The sequence below is a fragment of the Stenotrophomonas sp. STEN008 genome (assembly GCF_056760435.1).
The window spans coordinates 117,418-144,168 of sequence record NZ_JBRRET010000004.1; the positions used below are offsets into that span (position 1 = coordinate 117,418).

The 26,751-nt window shown below is 66.8% G+C and carries 15 protein-coding genes and 1 pseudogene; 2 read left to right on the forward strand and 14 right to left on the reverse strand.

All coding sequences use genetic code 11. The features are described from left to right. Window positions 1–8: 8 nt before the first annotated feature. From ACVOME_RS03530 to ACVOME_RS03550, 5 genes are read right to left on the reverse strand one after another with little or no spacing between them, the layout of a single operon-like run. Window positions 9–1,493 (reverse strand): MFS transporter, encoded by a 1,485-nt coding sequence (locus ACVOME_RS03530; RefSeq protein ID WP_481504740.1) that lies wholly within the window; start codon window positions 1,491–1,493, stop codon window positions 9–11. Continuing rightward, on the reverse strand, window positions 1,480–4,146 hold the full coding sequence (locus ACVOME_RS03535; RefSeq protein ID WP_481504753.1) for a glycoside hydrolase family 3 protein: 2,667 nt from the start codon (window positions 4,144–4,146) through the stop codon (window positions 1,480–1,482). The genes ACVOME_RS03530 and ACVOME_RS03535 overlap by 14 nt, the downstream gene beginning before the upstream one ends. A 38-nt stretch (window positions 4,147–4,184) precedes the next feature. Further along, window positions 4,185–5,867 (reverse strand): glycoside hydrolase family 43 protein, encoded by a 1,683-nt coding sequence (locus ACVOME_RS03540; RefSeq protein ID WP_481504754.1) that lies wholly within the window; start codon window positions 5,865–5,867, stop codon window positions 4,185–4,187. 59 nt (window positions 5,868–5,926) lie between these two features. Beyond that, window positions 5,927–7,903 (reverse strand): sialate O-acetylesterase, encoded by a 1,977-nt coding sequence (locus ACVOME_RS03545; protein ID WP_481504755.1) that lies wholly within the window; start codon window positions 7,901–7,903, stop codon window positions 5,927–5,929. Between the two features lie 2 nt (window positions 7,904–7,905). Next, window positions 7,906–10,080 carry an alpha-glucuronidase family glycosyl hydrolase gene (locus tag ACVOME_RS03550; protein WP_481504741.1) on the reverse strand — a complete coding sequence of 725 codons (2,175 nt, stop codon included), beginning with the start codon at window positions 10,078–10,080 and terminating at the stop codon, window positions 7,906–7,908. 92 nt (window positions 10,081–10,172) lie between these two features. On the opposite strand from ACVOME_RS03550, the gene ACVOME_RS03555 reads away from it, so the two are divergent. Continuing rightward, window positions 10,173–11,231: a LacI family DNA-binding transcriptional regulator gene (locus ACVOME_RS03555; protein WP_053516379.1), complete on the forward strand. Its 1,059-nt coding sequence runs from the start codon at window positions 10,173–10,175 to the stop codon at window positions 11,229–11,231. A gap of 73 nt (window positions 11,232–11,304) precedes the next feature. Here ACVOME_RS03555 and ACVOME_RS03560 read toward each other — a convergent pair whose 3' ends face one another. From ACVOME_RS03560 to ACVOME_RS03595, 8 genes are all read right to left on the reverse strand, one after another. Then, the gene (locus ACVOME_RS03560; RefSeq protein WP_481504742.1) at window positions 11,305–13,854 is read right to left on the reverse strand and encodes a glycoside hydrolase family 3 N-terminal domain-containing protein; all 2,550 of its coding nucleotides are present in this window, start codon (window positions 13,852–13,854) and stop codon (window positions 11,305–11,307) included. A gap of 5 nt (window positions 13,855–13,859) precedes the next feature. Further along, window positions 13,860–15,269, reverse strand: coding sequence for a sugar porter family MFS transporter (locus tag ACVOME_RS03565; protein ID WP_164152081.1), 1,410 nt, complete (start codon window positions 15,267–15,269; stop codon window positions 13,860–13,862). A 45-nt stretch (window positions 15,270–15,314) separates the two neighbouring features. Next, a complete protein-coding gene (xylA, locus tag ACVOME_RS03570; RefSeq protein ID WP_053518508.1) occupies window positions 15,315–16,649 on the reverse strand; it encodes a xylose isomerase in 1,335 nt (444 codons plus the stop codon). A 46-nt stretch (window positions 16,650–16,695) separates the two neighbouring features. After that, window positions 16,696–18,189: a xylulokinase gene (gene xylB, locus ACVOME_RS03575; protein ID WP_481504743.1), complete on the reverse strand. Its 1,494-nt coding sequence runs from the start codon at window positions 18,187–18,189 to the stop codon at window positions 16,696–16,698. Between the two features lie 198 nt (window positions 18,190–18,387). Then, entirely contained in the window at window positions 18,388–19,920 is a 1,533-nt protein-coding gene (locus ACVOME_RS03580) for a tryptophan halogenase family protein (protein ID WP_481504744.1), read from the reverse strand. Window positions 19,921–19,928: 8 nt separating this feature from the next. Continuing rightward, window positions 19,929–20,945 (reverse strand): cupin-like domain-containing protein, encoded by a 1,017-nt coding sequence (locus tag ACVOME_RS03585; protein WP_197571021.1) that lies wholly within the window; start codon window positions 20,943–20,945, stop codon window positions 19,929–19,931. A 9-nt stretch (window positions 20,946–20,954) separates the two neighbouring features. After that, window positions 20,955–21,713 carry a SapC family protein gene (locus ACVOME_RS03590; RefSeq protein WP_481504745.1) on the reverse strand — a complete coding sequence of 253 codons (759 nt, stop codon included), beginning with the start codon at window positions 21,711–21,713 and terminating at the stop codon, window positions 20,955–20,957. A 137-nt stretch (window positions 21,714–21,850) separates the two neighbouring features. Continuing rightward, window positions 21,851–24,988, reverse strand: a complete 3,138-nt coding sequence (locus tag ACVOME_RS03595) for a TonB-dependent receptor (RefSeq protein WP_053518517.1) — start codon at window positions 24,986–24,988, stop codon at window positions 21,851–21,853. A gap of 401 nt (window positions 24,989–25,389) precedes the next feature. Between ACVOME_RS03595 and ACVOME_RS03600 the strand changes: the two genes are divergently transcribed. Next, window positions 25,390–26,637 (forward strand): arsenic transporter, encoded by a 1,248-nt coding sequence (locus ACVOME_RS03600; protein WP_481504746.1) that lies wholly within the window; start codon window positions 25,390–25,392, stop codon window positions 26,635–26,637. Between the two features lie 24 nt (window positions 26,638–26,661). On the opposite strand, the pseudogene ACVOME_RS03605 reads toward ACVOME_RS03600, so the two are convergent. Then, window positions 26,662–26,733 (reverse strand): annotated as a pseudogene (locus ACVOME_RS03605) (CGNR zinc finger domain-containing protein); the annotation flags it as partial. Between the last annotated feature and the right edge of the window lie 18 nt (window positions 26,734–26,751).

Sequence of the window (26,751 nt, forward strand, 5' to 3'; positions counted from 1 at the left end):
TCGTTGGGTTACGCGGACGCGTCGGCCGTGCGGCGACGCAGTTGGAGGTCCTGTTCGATGCGGGCTTCCGCGCGCTTGTCGATTTCGTACGCGAACAGCAGCGCCACGGCGAGCAGGAAAGGAAGGGAGCAGTAGACGCTTACGGTCAGGCGGATGCCCTCGACCACGCCCTCGGGCTGTGTCGCCATGCCCGCCTGGTAGCCGTAGTGGGCAAGAATGCCGGCGACCAGGGCGCCTCCCACGCTGAGGCCGATCTTCAGGCCGCACAGCATCGCCGAGAAGATGATCGCGGTGGCCCGGCGATGGTTCTTCCATTCCGAGTAGTCGGCAACGTCGGCGATCATCGCCCACAGCAGCGGGATGGTGATGCCGTAGCAGAATCCATGCAGCATGAAGGCAGCAAAGGCGACGCCGACCGCCGTCGGCGGAAACAGGTAGAAGGCCAGCAGGAACAGGGTTGAGATGAACAGTGCGCCGCCGAAGACGTCACGCTTGCCGAAGCGGTCTGCCAGCCGTCGCGACACGCCGATGCCCAGGATCATGCAGATGATTCCGCAGGCATTGAACAGGCTGAAGGCCGAGGTTGCCGCGTCCCTGGGCCAGCTGAAGCCGGCGAATCCGGCACTACCCAGACCTGCATTCAGGACCCTGATCAGGCCGTTGAATCCTGAGTTTTCCAGAAAGTCGACCAGCGCAGCGTCGCTCATGTAGTACTGGAAGTAGTAGATGTACGTGCCACCCTTCAGCGCCAGGTTGATGAACACCAGGACGGTCAGGGCCAGCATCACCTGCCACGGCCGGTTGTGCAGCAGGTCAGACAGGTCCTGCAACACGCCCCCGGTCTGCTCGCGGGTGGGGACGATGCGCTCGCGCGTGGTGGCGAAGGTGATCAGGAAGAACACCGTCCCGACGATGGCGAACACGGTCATCACCTGTTCGAAGCCCCGCACGCGGTCACCGTCACCCAGGATCAGCACCAGCGGCATCAGCAGGACCTGGATGATGAACTGCGCGATCATCACGGCCACGAAACGGTAGGCCGACAGGCTGTTGCGCTGTGCCATGCTGCCGGTCAGCACACCACTCAGTGCGGAGTACGGCAGATTGTTCGCTGCATAGACGAAGACCAGCAGAGCGTAGGTGCCCAGCGCATAGATGACCTTGCCGCGCTCGCCCAGTTCTGGCGTGCTGAACGCCAGCAGCGACAGCACGCCGAACGGGATCGCCGTCCACAGGATCCACGGACGGAACCGCCCCCAGCGCGTCGAGGTGCGGTCTGCGGCGATGCCGATCAGCGGGGTGAAAACGAACGCGCCGAGCATGCCGACCACGAAGATGATCGTAGCCGCCGTTGCCGGCGGCAGCCGGTAGACATCGGTGTAGAAGAACGCCAGATAGGTGATCAGGGTCTGGAAGATCAGGTTCGCCGCGAGATCGCCCAGGCTGTAGCCCAGCTTCTCGCGCACCGTGAGGGTGTGTTCAGTGCTTGCCATGCACGGCCTCCACCGAGAACCCGGCCCGCGCGCGGATATCGGCACTCGAGGCGCCGACCCGCACCTCGTAGGCCCCGGGCAGCACCGCATAGGCACCGCCCGCTTCGTCGTAGCGGCGCAGGTCCCGCGGTGCCTCAAGCGAGAACGTCACGGTGCGCCGTTCGCCGGCGGCGAGATGGACACGCTGGAAGCCACGCAGTTCCTGCACGGCCTCGTCGCTGCCAGCCTGCTGGCGTCGCACATAGAGCTGCACGACCTCGTCACCGCTGCGTGTGCCGGTGTTGGTCACGTCCACGTGCACACCCAGCCGGCCATCGGCATTGATCCTGTCCGCATCAATGCGCAGTGCTGCGTAATCGAAGCGGGTGTACGAGAGCCCGTGGCCGAACGGATACAGGGGGGTGCCGCGGAAGTACCGGTAGGTACGGCCCTCCATGCTGTAGTCGTCGAACGCCGGCAGCGCTTCACCGGCCTTGTAGAAGGTCACCGGCAGACGACCTGCGGGGTTGACGTCGCCGAACAGCGCCTGGCCCACGGCAGTGCCGCCGCGCTGCCCCGGGTACCAGCTCATCAGGATCGCCGGCAGATGGTCCTGGGCCCAGTCAACGGCCATTGCCGATCCGCCGGTCAGCACCATCACCACCGGCTTGCCGGTGGCATGCAGTGCCTCCAGCAGGGTGCGCTGGGGTGCCGGCAGCCGCAGATCGGTCCGGTCCCCGCCCGCGAAGCCCGGATAGTTGACGGTCATCTCCTCGCCCTCGACGTCGCCGGTCAGGCCGCCGACAAACACCACGACATCGGCGTCGCGGGCCGCATCAAGGGCTTCGTCGAAGGGTGCCTTGGCGCCCGGCATGCGCCAGCCCAGCCGCACGCCCGCATCGCGCTCGTCGTCGTAGTACTCCAGTTTCAGCTCGTAGGCGCGGCCCGCCTGAAGATCGACGTCGATGCCTTCGGCGTGCAGACGATCCGAGTTCACCCAGTGGTCCAGCACGCGCTTGCCGTCCAGATACAGCCGGAAGCCGTCGTCGCCGGCCACCTCCAGCCGATAGCGCCCGGATACCGGCGGCAGCAGCTGTCCGGTCCAGCGGATGCTGAAACCATCGCTCGGAATGCCCTGCCCCGGCGCCGCCTCGCCACGGGCAAGCAGATTGTCGGTTGGCGAGCCGCGGTCCCAGCGGAAGCCGATCTGCGCGTCGGTGCGGACCAGTGCCGGCGTGCCCGACAGGTCGGCCGTGCGGAAGTACTCGCCACGCAGGCCACGCTCGGTCGACGCCGCCGACGGCCGCAGGAAGGTCGGCTCGATCAGCGGCGTCGCGCTGGGATCATCACGCCCCTCGACCAGGTCCACGCCACGGGCGTAGCGCACGTCGATACCCTTCGCCGCATCGCGGATACCCTGCAGTATCGTGACCGGCGCGGCCGGTGTGCCGAAGTAGTTGCCGAGCAGCGCCATGGTGTCGTCAGCCGTGGGACCGACCACGGCAATGCGCTTGAGGTCACGCGACAACGGCAGTACCCCCTCGTTCTTCAGCAGGACCAGCGATTCCTGGGCGGCCTTCAGCGCCAGGGTGTCGTGCGCGGGCGCCTGGTTGACCGAGGCGGGAATCCGCGTCCAACGCACCCGCTCCGGTGGATCGAACATGCCCAGGCGCATCCGTGCGGCGAACAGGCGTGTCACCGCGTCGTCGATCTCCGCTTCGGTGATCAGGCCCTGGCGCACGGCTGCGGGCAGCGTAGCGTACTCCTGTCCGCACTCCAGCTCGGTGCCATTCCTGACCGCCAGCGCTGCGGCGGCTTCGCGGGTGGCAACGATCCGGTGATGTTTCCAGATATCGACGATCGCCCAGCAGTCCGAGACGACGTAGCCCTTGAAGCCCCAGTCACGCCGCAGCACGTCGCGCAGCAGGAACCGGCTGGCACTGGCTGACTCGCCGTACACCCGGTTGTATGCGCCCATCACCGCATCGACATCGCCCTCCTTCACCAGCGCCTCGAACGCCGGCAGGTAGGTGTCGTACAGGTCGCGCCGGCTGGGCCGCGCGTCGAAGTGGTGACGGTCGGCCTCCGGTCCGCTGTGCACGGCCAGATGCTTGGCCGTGGCATCGAGCTTGCGGTACACCGGGTCATCGCCCTGCAGGCCACGTACGAAGGCGACGCCCATGCGGGCAGTCAGGTAAGGATCCTCGCCGTAGGTTTCCTGGCCACGGCCCCAGCGCGGGTCACGGAAGATGTTGACGTTCGGGGACCAGAACGTGAGCCCTTGGTAGCGCCCGTGCGAGCCCTCGCGGAGAAATTGGTGATGCTTGGCACGGGCCTCGTCGCTGATGGTCGTCGCCACCTCGCCCATCAGCGGCACGTCGAACGTTGCCGCCAGGCCGATGGCCTGTGGAAAGACAGTGGCCTGCCCTGCCCGCGCCACGCCATGCAGCCCCTCGTTCCACCAGTCGTAGGCCGGCACACCGAGGCGCTCGATCGCCGGCGCGGCATTCTGCATCTGTGCGGCCTTTTCCTCCAGCGTCATCTGTGCGACCAGCGATGCGGCCCGCTGCTCGAAGCTGGCCGACACATCCAGCCACGGCCGCGGTGCGGCGGCCGACGCGGCGGTCGCCATGCACAGCAGCGCAGCGTAAAGCACCCGCCGGCCATGCCGCATGCTGCGGTGGCCAGCGTTGTTGGACGAAGTCGATATCATCATTTGCTCCTCCCGGCGCGCTCATCGCGCGCGAATGGTCCCAGCAGTGCGCCTACGAAGCCGCCTGCGCGATCAGTACTCAGAACCGTGCCATCCACATCGCGTGCCAGCGTTTGCCACCCCTGCCCGTCACCGGTATCGAACGAGAACGCGTAGTCGGCCTCATCCCCGGCGATCTTCAGACGCAGGACCGCGGATGCGGGGACCTCGCGGCTGGCCAGCGTTCGCGTGGTGCCGCTGCCGTCGCGGCCCTCGAGGAAGACCGACAGACGCTCGCCGCGCACGCTGCGGACGCCAAGGAAATACCAGTAGGCCTCGCTCTGGAATGCAGCCAGGCCCGCCGCGACACCGATGGCCGGACGGGACATCTCGGTACTCGCCTCGAAGCGCAGATGCTGCTGGCGGCGACCGAGGAACGCCGGATTGCGCAGCGTGTCCAGATTCTCCGCAAGCGGATGCACGGCCAGCATGCCCGGCCGGTCACCCAGGTCGGCCCAGGCCTGTTTGGGCACCCGAACGCGCAGCCAGTGGGCGGCAAGCGTCGGCCCATCAAAGGTGTCGCGGTCGACGAAGTTGCCGGTCAGCGGCGCCTGGGACGCCTGCCCCTGCATCCAGGACGGTGCCTTGACCACATAGGGAATGGCCTGGTCGGTCGGCAGGATCTGCGGCCAGCCATCCTGCCAGCGAACCGGTAGCAGATAGGTTTCGCGCCCGGTGTTGTAGTGCCGCTTCTGGTAATTGCGGCTGGCAAGGAACACTGCCCACCACGAGCCGTCCGGGCCCTCGATCAGATCGGCATGCCCTGCATTGGTGATCGGCAGCGGCCGGTCGTCCGGCAGCTCGCGCTGGGTCAGGATGGGATTGCCCGGATAGGGGATGTACGGCCCCCATACATCACGGCTGCGCAGCACCACCTGCGAATGCTGCGGCCCTGTGCCGCCTTCGGCGTCGGACAGGTAGTACCAGCCCTCACGCTTGTAGATGTGCGGCCCTTCGATCCAGATGGGGTTCTTCGACGGCTCCACGCCACCATCGACCAGCACCCTGCGCGGGCCGACCGGCTTGAAGGCCGACAGATCGATCTGCTGCATCCAGATGGCGCGGTGGCCGTCGTAGCGGGCCGGACCAGGCGGCACATCATTGTTGATCAGGTAGACCTTGCCATCGTCGTCGAAGAATAGTGACGGATCGATGCCATCGATGCTGGGCAACCAGTGCGGATCGGACCACGGTCCCGCCGGATCCCGCGCGGTGGCAATGAAATTGCCACCACTGTCGGTCGCGGTGGTGACGACGTAGAAGGTTCCCTCGTGGAACTCGATGGTGGGCGCGAAGATGCCGCGGGAGACGCTCAGACCGTCGAAATCCAGCTGTGTCGGACGGTCGATCACGTTGCCGATCTGCTTCCAGTGGACAAGGTCGACGCTCTCGAACACCGGAATGCCCGGGTAGTAGGTGAAGCTGGAGTTGACCAGATAGAACTTCCCGTTCGCGCCCACGATGCTCGGATCGGCGTGGAAGCCGGCCAGGATCGGGTTGCGGTAGTGGCCCGCCGGCAGCGGAGCTTCAAACGCGGTGTCATGACCGCGGTACTCGAACCAGTCGAAGTACACCGGCGGCGCGGCCTCCGGCGAGGCGGCATGGGCGGTCGCCGCCGACAGCGCGAACATCGCTGCCAGCATCCGGCGCGCCAGTGACACCCGGGCGCGCCGGGCAGAAGGGTGCTGCAGGGACAACATCTTCATCGTCGGGCCTCGGCGTCGGCAATGGGAAGTTCGAACGGACCGGCCGGCGCCCCGCTGCTGTCACGCAGCGTGCACACCGGGCCATCGGCCCAGCAGTAGCGGACATGCGTCGGGCGCAGGGAAGGCAGGCTGCGCAACACCACCCGGCGTCCATCCAGTTCGGCGTCGCTGTACTCACAGCGCGGGGCAGCGGCATCGCAGAGTTCAAAGCCGATGGGGTGCTTCGAACCGATTGCTGCCAGGGCGCCGTCGACATCCTCGAATTCGACGGCCACGCCTGTCGGCACGCGCAGGGCCCTGGCCGCATCCGGCCCTGACGGGGCCACTGCGTGCTCGCCGTAGATGACGTGACGCGCGACCCGGGCCAGACGGCGACCCAGTTCCTGCTTGTTCGGTGGGTGGATGTCGTAGGCATCGCCGATGTCGATGGCCACGGCGAGGCCACTGCGGGGATCTTCGGCCGCGACCCGGCGCTGTGCGTCGCGCACCTGCGCCCATCCGCTGTCCGCAGGGGCGACGGGCGGTTGGCCATAGCCAGCCAGTTGCACCAGCAGCAACGGCGTGCCTGCACCGAACTGGCGTCGCCAATCATCCCGCAGCGAGCGCAGCAGTGCCGCATATCCGGCGCCGTCGCCGGTGTTCGACTCCCCCTGGTACCACAGCATGCCGCGCAGTCCGACCTCGCCCAGTGGCGCGATCATGCCGTTGTACAACGTCGACAGACCCGTCGCCGCCTGCCAGGGAGCGAACGGGGGCGCTTGTCCGCCAGGTGCCATCCGGTACTGCCAGGACGCATCCAGCACCACCCGCTGACCGTCCTCCAGGATCACCGCATGTGCGGTGGCGGGGCCGGCCAGGCCACCTTCACCGTAGGTGTCCAGCACGTTGACCACGACACTGTTGGACCCGGCCTTCAACAGCCCCTTCGGCAGCGGATAGCGCCGCTCACCGGCGCCATACTGGCTGCCCACGGCGACACCGTTCACCCAGGTCATGTCCGTCTCGTCAACGGATGCCAGTTCGAGCGTCGCGCCCTGCGCCGCCTGTTCCGCACTCAGCGTGACCTGCGTGCGATACCACACCATGCCGTTGTAATCGGCAAGCGCCGGGACGTTCCACCGCTCCCATGCGCCCAGCGCTGCAGGCGCCGGTTGCCATCCGCTGTCGCTGGCCTCGGCGCGCCACGGCGATGCGCCGGGCACAGCCTCATCGCGCGTCACCCACCACTGCTGCCAGTACCGCCCCCAGCGTGCGCGTGCCGCCAGGGGGGCACCGGCATACAGCGCGAGGATATCCAGGGGCTCTGCCATGCCCCGCTGCGCGCGCAGCGCCTCGACGCTGGTCCATGCCTCGATCCGCGAGCCGCCCCAGGCGGCCTGGATCAATCCCATCGGCACGGCGACCGTGCGCTGCAGCTCGCGTGCGAAGTAGAGGCAGGTCGCGGAGAAGTCGCCCACCGTGGCGGGCGATGCCGGCGTCCAGGCAACCGCGCTCTGGAATGTCGTCTGCGCCTGCACCGCCGCGGCCTGCGGCACGGTGAACAGGCGGATCGTCGGCAGCGTGGCGGAGGCGATCTCGCTGCCTGCATTGAGCGCGCGCCACACGGGCAGCTCCATGTTCGACTGTCCGGAGCACAGCCAGACATCGCCGACCAGGATGTCGCGGGCGATCTGGATGTCCTTGCCGGACGTTGCCTGCAGCATGTGGGGGCCGCCTGCCGGAGTCGGCTGCAGCGTGGCGTGCCATCGGCCCGTGGCATCCGCCTGCGTGGTCACCGCCTGCCCGGCGAAGGTCACGGAAACCTCCTGTCCCGCAGGCGCCTGGCCCCAGACCGCGATCGGCCGATCACGCTGCAGGACGGCATGATCCTGGAACAGCGGATGCAGCAACGCCGCCGGCTCCCGTGCCGCGACGGACCCGGCCATTGCAGCCAGGGCCAGCAGCAAGGCCGCCCGCCCGGCCCGTCCGATCATGCTCATCGTCCATCCCCCGGTGCGAAAGGAAACTGCAATGCCTGGTAATACGACAGCGGGTGCGGCGGTGGCGGTTCGCCGGGCGGCAACGGCCGGCCGCTGAGCGACTGGAAGTACGCCACGCTGGCATCGCGCCACCATTGCGCCTCCTCCTGCTGGATCTGCAGGAACGCGGCCACGTGCTGATAGCGTTGTGGATCGATCCGGCCCTGCAGGGTTGCCCAGGTAGCCTGCAGGGACTGCACCTGGCGCACGCCACGCGAGTAGCGTCCTACCAGTTCGTCCCACAGCAACCGCCCCGAACGCATGCGGTGATCCCACGGCACATGATGGAACCACAGCAGCAGCGACTCCGGCACCCGCGCCAGGTCGCCGTACTCCGCGGCGACCGCCGAGGCGTACTGGGATACCGCGTTGCTCCCGGCCGAGGTGCGGTCGAAGCCCACGCCGTGCCGGTCCGCGCGGTGGTAGTACACGGACGTCCAGTCGGCGCGCGGCCCCCCATCCACCCAGGGACCGGGGCCGTAGTGATGCCCACGGGCCATGAGGTGATGCAGGCCCAGCGGGGTTATGTAGTCCACCGCCGCTTCGCGCGAGGCCATCATCATCCGCACGATCGGGCCGGTCACCTGCGGGTCCGGCGAGAACGTCAGCGCGGCCCAGTCTTCAGCAATGGCGCGGGCAGACTGCTGCGGATTCCAGGCCAGCCGCCCGAAGGCATACCAGTTGGCCTGATCGAAGTGCGAGCCGCTCCAGGTCCGGTCCACGCCGATGTTGGCGACGCCGGCGATGCCGGTCAGCGCATGGCCGTGCAGCGAACCGTCGACCACGCGCGCGACCGTGGAGCCCGGCCCGCGTACCCGGGTGTCGGCCCGCAGCACTTCCTCGTACAGCGTGCCCAGGTACACCAGGTGCGTCGCAAATCCCAGATACTCCTTGGTGATCTGGAACTCCATCATCAACGGCGTGCGTGGCATCGCGCCGAACAGCGGATGGAACGGCTCGCGGGGCTGGAAATCGATCGGCCCGTTCTTCACCTGCACGATCACGTTGCGGCGGAAGGCACCGTCCAGGCCGATGAACTCACCGTAGGCCTGCTTGGCGCGATCTTCGGGTACCTCGTGCGAGTAGACGAAGGCACGCCACATCACCACGCCGTTGTGCGGCGCCAGGGCATCGCCCAGCAGGTTGGCACCGTCGGCATGGGAGCGGCCGTAATCCTGCGGGCCCGGTTGGCCCTCCGAGTTCGCCTTGACCAGGAAGCCGCCGAAATCCGGGATGAGGGCGTAGATTTCTTCGACCTTTTTCCGCCACCAGCGCCGCACCTCCGGATCCAGCGGATCGGCCGTGGCCAGGCCACCGAGCTCGATGGGCGCGCTGAAGCGTGCGCTCAGGTACACACGGATGCCGTAGGGGCGGAACAGGTCCGCCAGCGCGGCGGCCTTGGCGAGATAGGCCGGCGACAGGCTCAGGGCGCTGGCATTGACGTTGTTCAGTACGGTGCCATTGATGCCCAGCGACGCGTTGGCGCGGGCGTAGTCGGTATAGCGCGGGTCACGCCACTGCGGCAGGGTCTGCCAGTCCCACAGGGAGCTGCCCGCGTAGCCGCGTTCGACGTAGCGATCCAGGTTGTCCCAGTGATCGAGCACCCGCAGCGCAACCCGGGGCGATTCCCGCACGTCCAGCGACTCCAGCGATCCGCCACGCTGCAGCAGCCGCAGCAGGTGGAACACGCCGTACAGCACACCGATGTCCTGCCGTGCCGCCACCAGCAGAAGATCGCGTCCTCCGCTGCGGACCTTCCTGATCAGGTAGCCATCCTCGCCCAAGGTGGCAATGTCTTCGCGGAACGACGCGACCAGCATCGAGGACTGCGGCGTGCCCAGCACCAGGGCGTGATCACCGGCGAGGTCCGTGCGGATGGGCGGTGCCGTTCCCAGTACCCCGGGAAGGCCGCGCGCCAGTTCATCACGCGCGGCGCGCTGGGTGGGCGTCTGGTCAGGGGCGACCACCTCGCCCAGCTGCAGCCGATAACCGGCAGCGACCTCCACGGCCGCCGGCACGTAGCGCATCCACAATCCGTAGCCATCCTCCGCATGTGCGCCACCGGCGCATGCCAGCAAGGCAAGGGCGGCGCACAGCCGTCCGCCGACAGCGCGGAACAACGGCGTTAACATTCGACTTTGTAGACTACGACCGGCGCCGGAACGGTTCATCATCTGCCCTCGCACCTGCGCGGCAACGCCACCAAGAACAAAGGGATCGTGCATTGGACAAGCCGAAGAAATCGGTTCGCCGCAGAACCGCGGGCGTGACGATCGACGAGGTTGCGGCCCTTGCCGGCGTTTCGCCGATGACCGTGTCGCGGGTGATCAACCAGGGCAAGGTGCGGGACGTCACCCGCGAGCGGGTGATGCGTGCCGTGCGTGAGCTGGGCTATACGCCCAATCTGGCGGCCAGTTCGCTGGCCGCTGCGCAGCACACGCGCATTGCGTTGATCTATACCAATCCCAGCGGTGCCTACCTGCGCGAACTGCTGGTCGGGCTGCTGCGCGTCGCGTCCAGCTCTGCCATCCAACTGGTCATCGACTACTGGGACAACCTTGACGATGAGTCCGAGCGCACGGCAGCGCGTGCCCTGGCCAGCCGCGTCGACGGGGTGATCCTGCCGCCGCCGCTGTGCGAATCGCAGGCGGCCGTGAGTGAACTGGTGAAGGCCGGCATCCCGGTGGTGGCCATCGCATCGGGGCGCCTGAGCGAGGCCCTGTCCTGCGTCCGCATCGACGACTTCAACGCAGGCAAGGAAATGACCGAGCACCTGATCCGGCAGGGCCACAGCCGCATCGGCTTCATCCGCGGGCGCCGGGATCTGAGCGCGAGTGCGCGTCGCTACGATGGTTTCGTCACCGCGTTGCAGGAAGCCGGACTGTCGGTGGAACCCGGCCTGGTCCAGCACGGCGACTACACCTACCGGTCCGGACTGGCCGCCGCCGAGAAGCTGCTGTCCCAGCGTCGGCCACCGACGGCCATCTTCGCCAGCAACGATGACATGGCGGCAGCCGCCATCTCCGTGGCGCACCGACGCGGCCTGGAGGTCCCCCGCGACCTGTCGGTGGTGGGCTTCGATGACACATCGGCCGCAACCACCGTGTGGCCGGAACTGACGACGATCCATCAGCCGATCGCCTCGATGGCCAATGCTGCCATCGATATCCTGCTGCGCACCATCCGTCGCCCGGCCGGAAACGCCCCCGTACTGCGGGATCATGTCGTGCCGCATCGCCTGATCGCACGCGATTCGGTGGCGGCCCCGCCCACGCACCGGTAGCGCACAGGCCCGTGTCATGCCGGCACCCGCACGGTGCCTGTGTCGAGCGCGCTGGCCTTCAGGCAGGATGCCATCACGCACCGCATCCGAGGGTGGTCTCGGCTTCGTTCAGCGCGCCCAGCGCCACGCGGGACACGGAGATCGTCATTGCATCAGCCGTCCCCACCGACCACGGCCGATCCAGCGCACCCACCTTCGCTCCGGCCGCAGCCAGGCATTTCAGGGGAATGCCCACGCGCGTCCACTGGCCGACCGGAAGCGCCGCCAGCGTGGGCCCGATGGCGATGCGGGCCGAGCACCCGGCACCACAGCCCACCGCCAGCCACGCGTCGCCACGTGGTGCCACGTCGACACGCAGCGTGGTCAACAGCATCAGATCACCGTTGGCTTCCCGCTGCAGGTCCAGCGGCGTGTGCGACTGCAGTGCGGCCACAGCTTCCCCCTGACCCGACCAGGCAAGACGCCGGCCGTCCTCCTGGGCCAGATGGTCCACACCGGTGATCTTCAGACGGTCATCTGCCAGTGCATCCGGCACGCTGATCACGGTCATGCCCTGCCCGGCACCATCCTCCAGCCGCAGCGCCATGCCGGCACCTGCATCGCCGCGGGCAAAGAAGACACCGGTTGCCCCCTCGTTGCCGGTGACGCCCGAAACTTCCGGCAGTGCCGCCAGATCGCCCTTGTCGGCATAGCTCAGACCGAAGCCGAACGGGAACAGCGGGGCGTAGTCCTTCTGGCCGACGTTGTTGGCGTACTGCGTGGCCGTACGTGGCCAGCTGAAGCTGAGTCTGCCCTTGAAGTCGTGCTGCATGCGGCCATCCGGACCACGCAGCAGTACGTCGGCAACGCCACCGCCTTCCGATCCCGGCAGCCACGCCGCCACGAAGGCGTCCGCGGCATTGATTTCCCGGTTCACCCAGAGAGGTCTCCCGCTCAGGAAGACCGCCACCACTGGAATGCCGTCTTCCTTGAGCCGGCGAATCAATCCCAGATCCGTTTCATCGCCGGGCTTGTAGGCCAGCGTGGGCAGGTCGCCCTGGAACTCGGCGTACGGATCTTCACCGAACACCACCACTGCCACATCCGGCTTCACTGTGTATCTGCCATCGATGGCAAGCGTGGCCTCGCCACCCGCGGCCCTGGCCTGCTGCGCGATACCCTCGAAGATCGTGTCCGCATTGGGGAAGTCCTTGCGGGTGGTGCCGGTGCCCTGCCAGTTCAGCGTCCAGCCGCCGGCCTGCTTGCCGACATCATCGGCACCGTCGCCGGCCACGAGGATCCGCTGCTTTGGCGACAGCGGCAGGATGCCGTTCTGGTTCTTCAGCAGCACCAGCGACTCGCGCACCGCCTGCCGCGCCACCGCGCGATGCTCAGGGGCGCCGATCAGCGCGAACTGGCCGCCGACCGCCCGGGTGGAAGGCCTGCCCGCCTCGAACAGGCCCAGGCGGAACTTCACCCGCAGGATCCTGCGCACCGCATCATCCAGCCGCTCAGCAGTGATCCTGCCGTCCTTCACGGCTGCCAGGGTGGTTTCGTAGAAGCCCTTCCAGCTGTCCGACGCCATGGCCATGTCCAGGCCCGCATTGATGGTGGCGGGACAGTCGGTGGTCGTGCAGCCCTTGATCTGTCCATGGCCATTCCAGTCGCCGACCACGAAGCCACCGAAGTTCATCCGCCCTTTCAGCACGTCGGTGAGGTAGTGCCGGTGGCCGTGCATCTTCTCGCCGTTGACGCTGTTGAACGACGCCATGGCGGTCTGTGCTCCGGCAGCGATCGCCGGCGGATAGCCGGCCGCATGGATGCGCACGAGCTCGGCCTCGCTGATGCGGGTATCGCCCTGGTCCTTCCCGCCGGTCGTGCCACCGTCGCCCAGGAAGTGCTTCACCGACGCGATCACATGGCGGCCATCAAGAAAGTCAGGCGACCCTATCCTGCCCTGCAGGCCCTCCACCATGGCACCCGCATAGCTGGCCACTACGGTGGGAGACTCCGAATAGCCCTCGTAGGTGCGCCCCCAGCGGTCATCCTGCGGAACCGCGACCGTGGGCGCGAACGTCCATTCCATGCCGGTGACGCGTGTCTCCAGCGCGGTGATCTCGCCGATCCTGCGCAGCAGCTCGGGATTGCGAGCAGCGCCGAGCCCGATGTTATGTGGGAACAGCGTGGCGCCGATGATGTTGCTCTGCCCGTGCACCGCGTCGATGCCGAACAGCAGCGGAATTGCCTTTCCACCCTGCGAGGTGTCCATGGAGGCGTCGTAGAACGCGTCCGCCAGCGCCAGCCACTCGGCGGGCGATGCATCGTAGCGACCGCCAGGATCGGAGTTGCCTCCGGCCAGGATCGAGCCGAGCCGGTATCTGCGCACGTCGTCGGGGGTGATGCTGGCGATGTCTCCCTGCACCAGCTGGCCGACCTTTTCCTCCACGGTCATGCCGGCCATCAGGTCGGTGATGCGTTTCTCCAGTGCGGCATCCTCGGCCAGGGGCCAGGCCACCTGTGGCCATGGATCAGCCTCGGTAGCGGTGGCCTGCGCTGGCCGGTCTCCCCCCTTGCAACCGACCAGCGCCACCATCAGTCCGGCGATCAGCGCGCCGGCACGGCGCATGGAATCCTGCGATGTCATGGCGCTCATCCTTCCATCTGCTCCAGTTCCTTGCCCTTGGTCTCGTGCACATGGCGCAGCACGAACACGACCGAGACCACCGCGGCCACCAGGTAGATGCTGTAGGTTGCCGCCAGCCCGGCCGCTGCCAGCAGCATCGGAAACGTCACCGTGACCGCGAAGTTCGACGTCCACTGCGCTGCACCGGCGACGGCCAGTGCCGAGCCCCGGATCTGGTTGGGGAACATCTCGCCCAGCATCACCCACATCACCGGTCCCCAGGACAGATTGAAGAACACGACGTAGGCATTGGCGGCGACCAGCGCCAGGGTGCCCATGCGGCCCGGCAGCTGCAGGTGCCCGTCGGCCAGCGAGCCGCTGGCGAAGGCCACCACCACCAGCGCCAGGGATACGGACATGCCCACCGAGCCGATCCACAGCAGCGGCTTGCGACCGATACGGTCGATCAGCAGCACGGTGACGAGGCATGCGCCGATGCTCAGTGCGCCGGACAGCACATTGATCAGCAGCGCGTCGTTCTCCGAGAACCCGACCGCTTGCCACAGCACGGCGCCGTAGTAGAAGACCACGTTGATGCCGACCAGCTGCTGGAAACAGGCCAGGCCGACACCCACCCAGACGATGGGACGGATCCGCCCGGTCGCCCTGCTCCTCAGGTCGGACAGCCGCGGACGATGATGGTCGGTGGACAGGGAGGCCTCGATCTCGTCGAGCGTGAGCTGTGCCTTGTCGCGGCCCAGCAGCCGGGTGAGAACCCGCAGTGCGTCCTCCTTGCGCCGCTTCACCACCAGGTAGCGGGGGCTCTCGGGGATGGTCAGCAACAGCAGCAGGAACACTAGCGAGGGCACCGCCTGCATCCAGAACATCCAGCGCCAGGCGGCCTGCCCTGCCCACAGAGGCTCCGTCGATGCCCCGGCGGCGGCGGCCAGCAGGTAGTTGGACAGGAACGCTGCGGTCAGCCCGCTGATGATCGCGATCTGCTGCACCGTAGCCAGTCGGCCACGGTAACGGGCGGGTGCCACCTCGGCGATGTAGGCCGGTGAAATCACGCTCGCCGCGCCAACTGCAAATCCCCCTATCACCCGCGCGACGATGAACCACGCGGAAGAACCCGCAGCGCCGGCCCCCAGCGCCGACAGCAGGAACATCACCGCCGACAGGATCAGCACATTGCGCCGCCCCAGCCGGTCGGCCAACCTGCCGGCGCTGAAGGCGCCCACGGCGCAGCCCAGCAACATCGAGGCGATCTCGAAGCCCTGCATCCATTCCCCGGAGCGGAACGCCTGGTGCAGGCCGTCCTGGGTGCCGTTGATGACGCCACTGTCAAACCCGAACAGGAACCCGCCAATCGTTGCCACCACGCTGATCAGAACGATCAGCCGTGTGTTCTCTCCGCCATCTGCTGCCTGGTTCATCGACATCCCCTCGATCGCTCCATTGCCGCCTTGACGCTGCCGTGCTCAGCGCAGCAGATACTGGTTGAGCAGGTTCTCGTAGCGTTCCTGCTTGCCGCTGGTCTGGCGCGGCTCGCCGATATCGGCGGCCAGCGTGGCCAGGTCGGCAAGGCTCAGCGTGCCGCGCTCGAAATCCTTGCCGGCTCCCGTGTCGAAGCTGGCGTAGCGCTCCCTGCGCCACTGCTCCCACGGCGACTCGGTGAGCAGTGCGTGTGCCACTTCCAGACCTCGTGCGAACGCGTCCATGCCGCCGATGTGGGCAATGAACAGGTCTTCCAGGTCAGTCGACTCCCGGCGCACCTTGGCGTCGAAATTCAGCCCGCCCTCCAGGCCACCCTGCCGCAGCACGACCAGCATCGCGCCTACGGTGTCGTACAGATCGCTCGGGAACTGATCGGTGTCCCACCCGTTCTGCGCATTGCCACGGTTGGCATCGATGCTGCCAAGCAGGCCATGGTCGGAGGCCACCTGCAGGTCATGCTCGAAGGTGTGCCCCGAGAGCGTGGCGTGGTTCGCTTCGATGTTGAGCTTGAAGTCCTTGTCCAGCCCGTGCTCCTTCAGGAAGCCCACCACGGTCGCGCTGTCGAAATCGTACTGGTGCTTCATCGGCTCCATCGGCTTGGGCTCGATGAGGAAGTTGCCTTTCAGGCCGATGCTGCGGCCGTAGTCGCGGGCCATCGTCAGGAACCGCGCGAAATGCTCGATCTCGCGCTTCATCTGCGTATTGGCCAGCGACGCGTAGCCTTCGCGCCCACCCCAGAACACGTAGTGCTCGCCCCCCAGCTCGACGGTGGCATCCAGCGCGGCCTTCACCTGCACCGCGGCACGGGCAACCACGGCGAAATCAGGATTGGTCGATGCGCCGTTCATGTAGCGCGGGTGCGAGAACAGATTGGCCGTACCCCACAGCAGCTTGACCCCGGTGGCGTCCTGGCGGGCCTTGGCCAGGCGCACCATGTGCGTGAGATTCTTCTGGTACTGGCCAATGTCGTCTGCATCCGGCGCCAGGTCGATGTCATGGAAGCACCAGTACGGCACGCCCAGCTTGGTGAAGAACTCGAAGGCTGCATCGACCTTCGCCTCTGCAGTGGCCAGCGGCGAACCGGCCTCCCACGGAAACTGCCGGGTTCCCGGTCCGAACGGATCGTGGCCGGCGTTGCAGAAGGTGTGCCAGTAGCACACGGCGAAGCGCAGGTGCTCCTGCATGGTCTTGCCGCCGATGACCCGGTTCGCGTCGTAGACCTTGAAGGCGAGCGGATTGTCCGAGTCCCTGCCCTCGAACGGAATGCGGCCGACGCCCGGGAAGTACTCTTTGGCGCCGATGAAGGGCTGCGTGGTCATGGTACGTGCTCCTGTCGTTGTGCGGGATGTTGGAGGGAGGCGGACCTCAGCCGCGCTGCAGCGGCGTGACGGCCTCGAGATGGCGGAGAAAACGCGAATAGGCGGAGGCATAGGCCGCACTGCGGCCGGAATCCGGACGTGCGGACAGTGCCGGGTCCACGCGGACATGCTGCGCGGTGACCTCGCTGATCGGCGCGGCATCACCCTGCGACCGCCCGATGGCCCACAGGGCCTGCAGCGCCGCACCGAATGCCGCGCCTTCGGCCTGCACCGGCACGTCGACCGGCAGTCCGAACACATCGGCCACCAGCTGCCGCCACGCGGCACTGTTGCTGCCACCCCCGGTAAGCACGATGCGGTCGAACTGCATGCCGGCGCGCCTGAACGCGTCGTAGCCGAACTTCAGGCTGTAGGTCGCCCCTTCCATGGCAGCGCGGTAGATGTGCGCCGGCGTGAAGTTGTGGGTGTCCAGGCCGGCCAGCACGCCCTTGCCCAGCGGCAGGTCGGGGGTGCGCTCGCCATTGAGGAACGGCAGCATGACCAATCCGCCAGCGCCGGGCGACGTCGCGTCGAGGTGGGCATCGCCGTCACGCGTACTGAAACCGAAGGTGCTCGCTACCTGCTCGGTCACGACGGTGCAGTTCATCGTGCAGATCAGCGGCAGCCAGCCGCCGGTGGAAGAGCAGAAGGCGGCCCAGGCCCCGTCCGGATCGATCACCGGTGAATCGGAGTAGGCAAACAACGTGCCCGACGTGCCCAGGCTCATCGCCAGGCGGCCTTCCGTGACGCAGCCGGTGCCGATGGCCGCCATCATGTTGTCGCCGCCGCCGACCGCCACCTTCACCGTCACCGGCAGTCCGAGCATGCTGGCAGCCGCGCGGTCGATATCGAACAACGCATCAGGTGGGGCGATGGGGGGAAGGCAGGCGGCAAGATCGCGGTCCGGATCCGTGGCGCGCAGCAGCGCCTGCGACCACGTGCGCGTGCGCACATCGAGCCAGCCCGTGCCGGAGGCATCTCCGTGCTCGCAGAACCGCTGCCCGGTCAACACGAAATTGAGATAGTCGTGCGGCAGCAGGATGGTCGCCAGCCGCGCATAGGCTGCCGGGCGATGCGTCTTCGTCCACGGCAGCTTGGAGGCCGTATAGCCGGCAAGGATCGGATTGCCGGCCAGCGCGATGGTCCGGTCGATTCCGCCGGCGGCATCCATGATCCGGGTGCATTCGGCCGACGTGCTGGTATCGCACCAGAGCTTGGCCGGCGCCAGCACGTCGCCCGCCGCATCCAGCGGCACGAAGCCGTGCTGCTGGCCCGATACGGCCAGACCTGCAATGCGTGACCGGAGCGATGGATCAATCCCGTCGAAGCAGGTGCGCAGCGCCGCCACCCAGTCCGCCGGCATCTGTTCCCGGCTGCCATCGGCGCCGCTGCTCATCTCCAGCGCCGCGCTGGTGCGGGCGACAACGGCACGCGCCTCCGGGTCGTAGACCAGCACCTTCAAACTCTGCGTTCCTGCGTCGACACCGGCAACCAGACCCATCGAAACCGCCTCCGAACACCGAAAAGTTAGCGCTACCATTCCTGCTGTTCAAAAAAGGAGGCCTTGTTGCACTGCCTCCTCGTTTGCACGGCGCGCGGTGCCGCCCGCCGTGATGCCGCACTGTAACCAGCCGCGGCGGAAAAAGCGTGCTGCAACGCAAAACCCTGCTCGCCGTCGCGGCATCTGCAGGCAGACCTGTTACGACGCCGCCCTGTTCGCGTGCCATACCTCGGGGCCCGACCGGCAATAGCGGTCGATGAATTCCGCCTGCGATGGCATCTGCGTGGCCGCCTGCCGCACCGGCTGCTGGATGCGTTTCAGCAGCGTGCGCAGGTCGGCGTCACTCAGTGCCCGCGCAAGCGGGTGCGGGCGGCCCGGTTGGATGCCCTGGCCAAGCAGCACACTGGTCCACGACTCGACCCGGAACAGCTCGCCGGGGTCCTGCCACGCGTGCGCGCGCTCACGCCAGGCGCGCAGCCGCTGCTGCAACGACTCGGGCACCGCCATCTCGCGGCACGCCTTCCACAACGGCTCTTCGCGCTGGGTGGCGTGGTAATGCAGGATGATGAAATCGCGCACGTGTTCCATCTCCTGGCGACTGACCTCGTTGTAGAGCTGCACCAGTGAGGCCGCGATCCCATCGAACGGAAACAACTGGATCAGCCGCACCACGGCGCTGATCGTCAGATGGATGCTGGTGGATTCCAACGGTTCGATGAAGCCACTGGCCAGCCCCAGCGCAACCACGTTCCTGTTCCAGGCCTGCAGACGGCGTCCACTGCGGAAGGGCACCTGCCAGGGTTCGCGCAGCGGCGGTGCGCCCACGTCGCGCAGCAGCTTCGCCCTCGCCTCATCATCGGACATGTGCCGGCTGGAATAGACCAGCCCGCATCCGACGCGGTGCTGCAGCGCGATATGCCAACGCCATCCGGCTTCATGGGCGATGGCCCGGGTGTACGGCACCGGCGGCGCGATTGATTCGGTCTGTACCGCGACGGCACGATCGCACGGCAGCCATTCGTGCCAGTCCTCATAGCCGGTCTTCAATGTCTGCTCGATCAGAAGGCCACGGAAGCCGGTGCAGTCGATGAACAGATCGCCCTCGATGACCTGCCCGTCGTCCAGCACCAGCGACTGCACCGAACCATCATGCGCATGCTGCCTGACCTCGGCGATCCTGCCCTCCACCCGTTGCAGGCCTTGCGCTTCGGCTCTGCGGCGCAGGAACCGGGCGTAGAGACCGGCATCGAAGTGATAGGCGTAGCTGGGCTGCGGCTGGGTCTGCAGCGAGAAGCGGTCGTCGCGCGAGGCGACGCTCTCCAGGCAGAAATCGCCCAGGTCCGATGGCATCCCGCGGCGGAGGCTGTCCAGCCAGAAATGGTGGAACGGCGTGGCCCAGGTGCCATGTCCGATGGTGCCGAACGGATGGAAGAAGCGATCGCCCGGCAGGCGCCAGTTCTCGAACGAGATCGACAGCTTGAACGTGCCGGCCACCGCGCGCAGGAACTCCTGCTCGTCGATCTGCAGAAAGTGATGGAAAGTGCGGATGGGCGGTACGGTGGACTCGCCGACACCGACCGTACCGATCTGCTCGGACTCGACCAGGGTGATGTCCAGCTGGTCGCGGAATTGATGGGACAGCGCACATCCGGCCAGCCAACCGGCGGTGCCACCGCCGGCAATGACCACCTTGCGGATGCGCCCTTCTGCTGTGCTCGCGGTATCGATCACGGTGCCCCTCAGCGGTTGAGTCTGCCCAGCAGCATCGCGCGCATGCGGCGCGCGCGCTGCTCGTCGAACGGTGCAAGATCCCCCCGCGCATCGTCGGGCAGGTGCTGCCCCGCGCGCTCGCCGGGGCCGAATACGTAATACTGGAAGAGCGCTTCCCACGCCTTCTTTTCACGCGCGGGCAGATCGCGCAGGGCCCACATCGCATGGTGCAGCGCCGGCAGGGGCGAGCCGAGGAAGGCCGGCGAGCTACGCCACCAGTAGTTCACCAGCACATTGAACGGCGCCAGGCTGCGCACATGGTGCCACCACATGCTGGGAATGAAGATGGCATCCCCTGGCTCCAGCACTGCGCTGCGTGCACTCGCCAGGGCCTCCCTGAAGCGGGGATACCGGTCGAAGTCGGGACGTTCGAAGTCCACCACGCTCACCACCTGGCCGCCTGGCGTGGGATCCAGCGGGCCTGGGTAGAGATTGTCGATCTGTTCGGGCGGGAACAGCGTGAACTCGCGTCGGCCCACCGCGCAGCACGCAAGGTTGTCGGGGGTATCGAAATGGCACGATGCGGTGACGCGGTTGCCGATCCAGATGCTGGCCAACGCGTCGATGCCCTGCCCTGCCAACCCTGCCTGGTTGGCCTGTGCGAATGCCGGCAGCAATGCCCGCTCCACCGGCAGCGACGCCACGTAGTAGGTGGGCGGTCTTGGCTCATGCAGCGTCGAGGCGATCCCGTCCAGCACCTCGCTGAGCGATGCCCGACGGACCTCGAAGTTCAGCCGGCTGAAGTCGGCGGTGTAGAACGGGCGCCCGTCGATGTCCGGCCCGCCGAACGAGTACTGGATGGGCACGCCCGCGTCGACGCCGCCCAGGTAGGCCAGCGCGTCCAGCGTGGAGCGCTGTCCAGCCTCGACCAGCGGCCAGTTTGACGCAATGCCTCGCAGCACTACCGGCTCTCCGGCCTCGACCAGCGAGGCCAGAGGCAGCGCAGCAGGATCGATGCCCTCCAGTATCCGCATCGCAGCCCCCATCGCCCGCCCTCAGTTCCTGGCCGTGGACGCTGCTGCTTCCTGCGCGCGCAGGCGCCGCTGCTTCTCGGCGATCAGGCGGCGCATGTTGTGCAGCGACGCCAGCATCAGGTAGGCGCCCTCAAGGCAGCCAGCGCGATTCAGCGCGGCCAGCGTCGAGTCGTCCAGCAGCGCCAGGCGCTCACGGTCGATGCCGTGCAATCCGTTCACGCTCACCCGGTGATGCTGCGTGATCTGCACATCGAGCGTGACCGGCTGGATCAGTCCGCTTTCCTCGAGCATTGCAAACATCGCGGCGCCGAACGCGCTGCCATCATGGATGCCACGCAGCACGCCGGCAATGTGGTCGAGGTAGGGGGTGTTGCCACCCTGCGGCAGGAACAGCGGCTCGCCGGCGTCGGTGTTGACCCGGGGATGGTCCAGATCGACATGCATCACCGCCTCCCGGGTGAGCACACCGTCGACGTAATGCTCCTGGAATCCGATCAGAAACGGCCCCTTCGCTGCGGCTCCCGGAAGATAGGAGGCGTTCCAGCGGCCGTCCTGCAGGAACAGGTTCTCGTGCTGTTCAAACCCGAGCAGGGCGACGGCCTGCCATTCGCCCGATCCGGCCTGTTTGCGCAGGAAGATGGGATATTCCCGCTGCAGTTCGGCGAACTCGCTGGGATAGGCCGGCACCATGCCCACGGCGTCGCCGAACTCGGGGCCGAAGCCGGTGGCGACCCTCAGGTCCCGATGGGCGATGTTGTTGAGCATTTCATAGCGGGCCATCAGGGTGTCCAGTCCGGTGCGGGGCCAGTGGCCGGCAGGGTACCGCCGGCACGTGCGACAGGTGCTGCGTCAGGACAGGCCCGTGCGGTACCGTTGCCGGGACAACGGTACCGCGCCGGACGGGTCCGTCGCCAGACTCAGAACTTGTAACGGACACCCAGCATGTAGCGTGGGCTCTGGTCAGCCAGCTTCACGATCATCTGCGACGTGCGCGAGCGCCAGCGTACGTCCTCGCCGGTCAGGTTGATCGCTTCCAGTCCGAACGACCAGTGGTCGTCCAGCGTGTAGTTCACGCTCAGATCCCACTGCTCGTAAGCCTCCACATAGTAGGGATTGCGGCTGGCGCCCTGGTTGGCCAGGATCAGGTACTGGTCGCGCCAGTTCCACGCCAGGCGGACCGACCAGCCGTACTTCTCGTACATGAGCATGGCGTTGGCGGTATCACTCAGACCGGTGAGCGAGAACTGGTCGATGCCCGGATCGCCGCCATTGTTGTAGCCGACGTCGCCGCTGACGATCGTGTAGTTGGCCAGCACGCCGAAACCGGTGTCGCCGAAGAAGTACTGCCCGCCGAGCTCCCAGCCGTGCAGCTTGGACTTGTTCTGGTTGATCGGGCGGTTGACATTGAACTGGTACAGCGGATCGTCCGCCTGGCCATACAGATCGTAGGCCGCTTCGGTGGCCAGCACCTGCGCGTCGGTTCCGTTGTAGGCCGCCAGTCCGGCGGGGTTGTTGCGCAGCAACGCCAGCGCGGTGAACAGCGAGGTGTCGTTGGCCGAGCAGGCGGCCGCATTGGCGGCACCGACCTGGGAGACGCAGGCTGCACTGGTGAGGAAGTCCAGAGCCGCACGCGCATCCGGGCCGGACGTGGGATCGGTCAGCCCGTACAGGCTCTCCTGGACAACGGTATTGCCGATGAAGTTGTCGACCGACTTGTTCCAGTAGGTCAACGACACATAGCTGGCGTCGGCGAAATACCACTCCAGCCCGAGGTCGAGGTTGTCCGATTCCAGCGGCTTCAGGCTGGGATTCTGCGCGTTGCCGCTGGCGCGCGACGACGGATCGATCAGCACCGATCCGAACGGCTGCTGTGCGCCCGGGCCCGCATAGAGATTGCCGTAGGGCGCGCGGGCGATGCTCTTGCCGAACGAGGCACGGCCTTTCAGCTCATCGGTGAAATCAATGCTGAAATCGAGATTGGGCAGGATGTAGCTGTACCTTGCCTTCTCGGTGAAGGGCTGCTGCTCGTCGGACAGCACGATGCGGAAATCGTTGTTGGCCTGCCACTCGATGGACTCGGGAACGGCGATGACCGAGGTCGAGACCACGTCGGTGGTTTCGTAGCGCACTCCCAGCCGGGTATTGGTGCGCATGCTGCCCAGCTGGCCATCCAGTTCCACCTGGAAGTAGGCCGCCTTGGTCTTCTCTTCCACGAAGTTGTCGGCCGCGCGTTGCGGGCTGACTCCCAGCCCCACGCCATATTCGTCCGCCGCCCACTGCGCGAGCTGGCCGGCGTTGCCGCGCCATGCGGGCCAGCTGCTGGCGCTGTAGTCATCGAACAGGCCGACGATGTTGACCGGACGCAGCAGATCCATGAGCCCGGCATCGGTATCCCGGTTCACGTTGGCCACGCCCCAGTCACCCAGGGTCGAGTAGGCCTCGGCTGCCTGGATGCGGTGCGTGGTCGACTTGTTGGTATCCACGCCGAACTGGAACCGCCCCTGATCGAAATTCCATTCACCGTCCACGCGGGCCTGCTTGATCTCGCTCACCTGCGACTGTGCGTTGACACGCAGCACCTGGGTGCCGATCTCGCCCTCCTGGAAGCCCGGGTTGACCACGCCGTTGGTGCCGGCGATCGCATCTGCCGTGCTGGGATACCAGGTCTGGGTGCCGACCGGCAGGCCATTGTTGAACTCCAGTTCCTGCACCCAGGAGCCACCGCAATGGGGGCCACGGGTACAGTTGTTGGTGCCGGCAATGCTCATGAAGATCGAGCCGCCGCCGGTGAGCGGATCATTCGGACGACTCTCGTTCTTCGAATTGTGTGCGTCGAAGCTCAGCTTGAAGCGGTCGGTGACATTCCACACGGCATTGAAGCCAAGCGATCCCAGCTTGTACTCCTGCATGCTGCGCTGCTGTTCCAACCCGAAATCCTTGGTGCCGGCGATCTCACGGATGTAAACCGGGGTGGCCACCGCACCACTGGTATCGAACTGGACGTTGGTGTAGTTGCTGTTCTGCAGCCACATGCCCTGCTCGCCACGGTTCTCGGTGATCTCGTTGGTCGAGTAGGTGTAGTCCACGGTCAGGGTCAGGCTGTCCGTGGGCGCGAACTGCAGAACGGCCTGGCCGTTCACGCGTTCCCGCTCGAACTCCGAGAATGCATAGCGCAGGTCGTTCGGGCGTGCATAGAGCTGGCCGATCTCCGGCGCGTTGACCACCGTCGGGTTGCCGGGCATCGAGCCCGTCCACGGCTGCACGTTCCAGTAGTTCTCCGTGGCCTGCACCGAGCCGCCCTTGCGCTTCTGCTGGCTCGCGCTCAGGCTCACACCGAAGGTCTTTTCCGGGTTGCTGTAACTGAAGATGCCCGACAGCTCCGGCGTCAGATCATTGTCGAACGGCTGGCTGCGGTCGGAGACGAGCTTCGCGCCGGCATTGGCGATGATGCCTTCGTGATCCAGTGGCCGCGCGGTCAGGATGTTGATCGTCGCGCCGATGCCGCCGCTGGGTACCTGCGCCTGGCTGGTCTTGTAGACCTCGATGCCGTTGATGGCCTCGGCGGCCAGCTGCGCGAAGTTGAAGGCGCGGGTGCCACCGTCGACGCCACCGATGGCGACCTGCCCGGACGCACCGAATGCATCGGCACCGGGCATCTGGCGTCCGTTGAGGGTCACCATGTTGAACTGCGGACCGAAGCCACGTGCAGTGACCTGTGCACCTTCGCCGTCACGACGCTCGATGGAGATGCCGGTGATGCGCTGCAGCGACTCCGCCAGGTTGGTATCGGGGAACTTGCCGATATCCTCGGCACTGATCGCGTCCACCACGCCAGCCGAATCACGCTTGATGTCCATGGCCTGGCTGAGGCTGTTGCGGATGCCAGTCACCTGCACCGCGTCCAGCTGAGTAGGCTGCGTGGGCTGCGTCTGCGCCGTAGGCGGTTGTGCGGTGGTCGTGGAGGCCTCCTGTGCGAAGGCGGGATTGATCACCAGGACGCCGCCGACGAACGTGAACATGGCCCTGGAGCGGAACTTCGCCAAGGTCCGGCTCATGGACGGTTCCTCGGGTCTGGAGTAGCACGGAAACTGCGAGCGCTCATGAAAGTCCCCTATGACATACGATCGAATGGATGTACCGCCCCCTCCCAGGGGCACGCACGGGCGAGGCCCGTATTCCAAACCGAACATCGCGGGCGCCGGACGCGCCGCGACTCAAACTCGCTTTCAAGCCTGCCAGGACGAACACGCGGTAAAGAAGGCAGCCCCTGGACCCAAACCCCGAATCTATTGGTAGCGCTACCATCGCGTTGAGGCGCAGACTAATCACCCTGGTTCCCGCTTGTCACCGTGCAGCGCAGCAAATCATTCCCGCGGCAGTCCCCTTGTGCGCATCGCACACGCGGCCGCGGCGCGACCCACACGGTATGATGCCGCGTTTCCTGCTCCCCCTCCCCATGCTCGCTTCCCACTCCTCCGCCATCATCTGGTCGGCGGTGGCGCTCGCCACCGTGGGTCTGCTGTTCCGTCCTTTCCGCCTGCCCGAGTATGTCTGGGCCGTCGTGGCGGCGGCGCTGCTGCCGCTGACCGGTGTGATGCAGGTCGGCACGGTCCTGGGCGCGGTCGCCGAAGGCGGTGATGTCTATCTGTTCCTGGTTGGGATGATGGTTCTGGCAGAGCTCGCGCGGCGGGAAGGCCTGTTCGACTGGCTGGCGCTGTACGCGGTGCGGCACGCGGGGGGCTCCGGGCGGCGGCTGTTCGACCTGGTGTTCCTGGTGGGCACGCTGGTGACGGTATTCCTCTCCAACGACGCGACCGCGGTCGTGCTGACCCCTGCGGTCTATGCCGCGTGCAGGGCGGCCCGCGCCAATCCCCTGCCCTACCTGTTCGTCTGTGCGTTCATCGCCAATGCGGCAAGCTTCGTGCTGCCCATCTCCAATCCGGCCAATCTGGTGGTGTATGGCAGGCACATGCCACCGCTGCAGCAGTGGCTGGCGCAGTTCGCGTTGCCGTCGCTGGCGGCGATCGGTGCGACGTACCTGGTCCTGCGCTGGGTGCACCGCCGCGAGATCGCGCAGCCACTGGCCCCGGCGCCGGAACATCGCCCCCTGTCTGCTGGCGGTCGCCTGAGTGCTTACGGCGTGCTGTTCACCGGCTCAGCGCTGCTGGTGACGTCGGCGTTGAACGGCCCGCTGGGTCTGGTGACCTTCTGCGCAGGCAGCGCGAGCGTCGTCGCCGTCGCCCTTCGCCAGCGCCAGAGTCCGCTGCCGCTGCTGCGCAACGTGTCCTGGGGCGTGCTGCCGCTGGTGGCAGGTCTGTTCGTTCTGGTCGAAGGCGTGGCACAGACCGGCGTGATACAGATGGCGGCCAGTGCGCTGGAGTCCCTTGCCCGCACCTCACCCCACCAGGCCGGGTGGCTGGCCGGCTCGGCCGCAGCCCTGCTCAGCAATCTCGCCAACAATCTGCCGGTGGGTCTGGCCGCAGGCTCACTGGGGCAGATGGCCGACCTGCCGGCGCAGACGCGCGCGGCACTGCTGATTGGTGTGGACCTCGGCCCGAACCTGTCGGTGACCGGTTCGCTGGCGACCCTGCTGTGGTTGGTGGCCCTGCGTCGGGAAGGCGAACATGTCAGCGGGCTCGACTTCCTGCGCATCGGCGTACTGGTGATGCCGCCCGCGCTGCTCGGGGCATTGCTGCTGCTCTGAGCCATCGCTGGTCCGGCACAGGGTTCAGTGCGGCTGCCTGCGCGAGCGGAACGCCGCCACCTTCATGCGGTTTCCGCACTGGGCCATGCTGCACCAGCGCCGCCAGTCACTTCA

Coding starts and splice junctions, on each gene's coding strand:
- ACVOME_RS03530 (WP_481504740.1), bottom strand. CDS start 1,493: ATGGCAAGCACTGAACACACCCTCACGGTGCGCGAGAAGCTGGGCTAC.
- ACVOME_RS03535 (WP_481504753.1), bottom strand. CDS start 4,146: ATGCGGCATGGCCGGCGGGTGCTTTACGCTGCGCTGCTGTGCATGGCG.
- ACVOME_RS03540 (WP_481504754.1), bottom strand. CDS start 5,867: ATGCTGGCAGCGATGTTCGCGCTGTCGGCGGCGACCGCCCATGCCGCC.
- ACVOME_RS03545 (WP_481504755.1), bottom strand. CDS start 7,903: ATGATCGGACGGGCCGGGCGGGCGGCCTTGCTGCTGGCCCTGGCTGCA.
- ACVOME_RS03550 (WP_481504741.1), bottom strand. CDS start 10,080: ATGTTAACGCCGTTGTTCCGCGCTGTCGGCGGACGGCTGTGCGCCGCC.
- ACVOME_RS03560 (WP_481504742.1), bottom strand. CDS start 13,854: ATGACATCGCAGGATTCCATGCGCCGTGCCGGCGCGCTGATCGCCGGA.
- ACVOME_RS03565 (WP_164152081.1), bottom strand. CDS start 15,269: ATGAACCAGGCAGCAGATGGCGGAGAGAACACACGGCTGATCGTTCTG.
- xylA (WP_053518508.1), bottom strand. CDS start 16,649: ATGACCACGCAGCCCTTCATCGGCGCCAAAGAGTACTTCCCGGGCGTC.
- xylB (WP_481504743.1), bottom strand. CDS start 18,189: ATGGGTCTGGTTGCCGGTGTCGACGCAGGAACGCAGAGTTTGAAGGTG.
- ACVOME_RS03585 (WP_197571021.1), bottom strand. CDS start 20,945: ATGGGGGCTGCGATGCGGATACTGGAGGGCATCGATCCTGCTGCGCTG.
- ACVOME_RS03590 (WP_481504745.1), bottom strand. CDS start 21,713: ATGGCCCGCTATGAAATGCTCAACAACATCGCCCATCGGGACCTGAGG.
- ACVOME_RS03595 (WP_053518517.1), bottom strand. CDS start 24,988: ATGAGCCGGACCTTGGCGAAGTTCCGCTCCAGGGCCATGTTCACGTTC.
- ACVOME_RS03600 (WP_481504746.1), top strand. CDS start 25,390: ATGCTCGCTTCCCACTCCTCCGCCATCATCTGGTCGGCGGTGGCGCTC.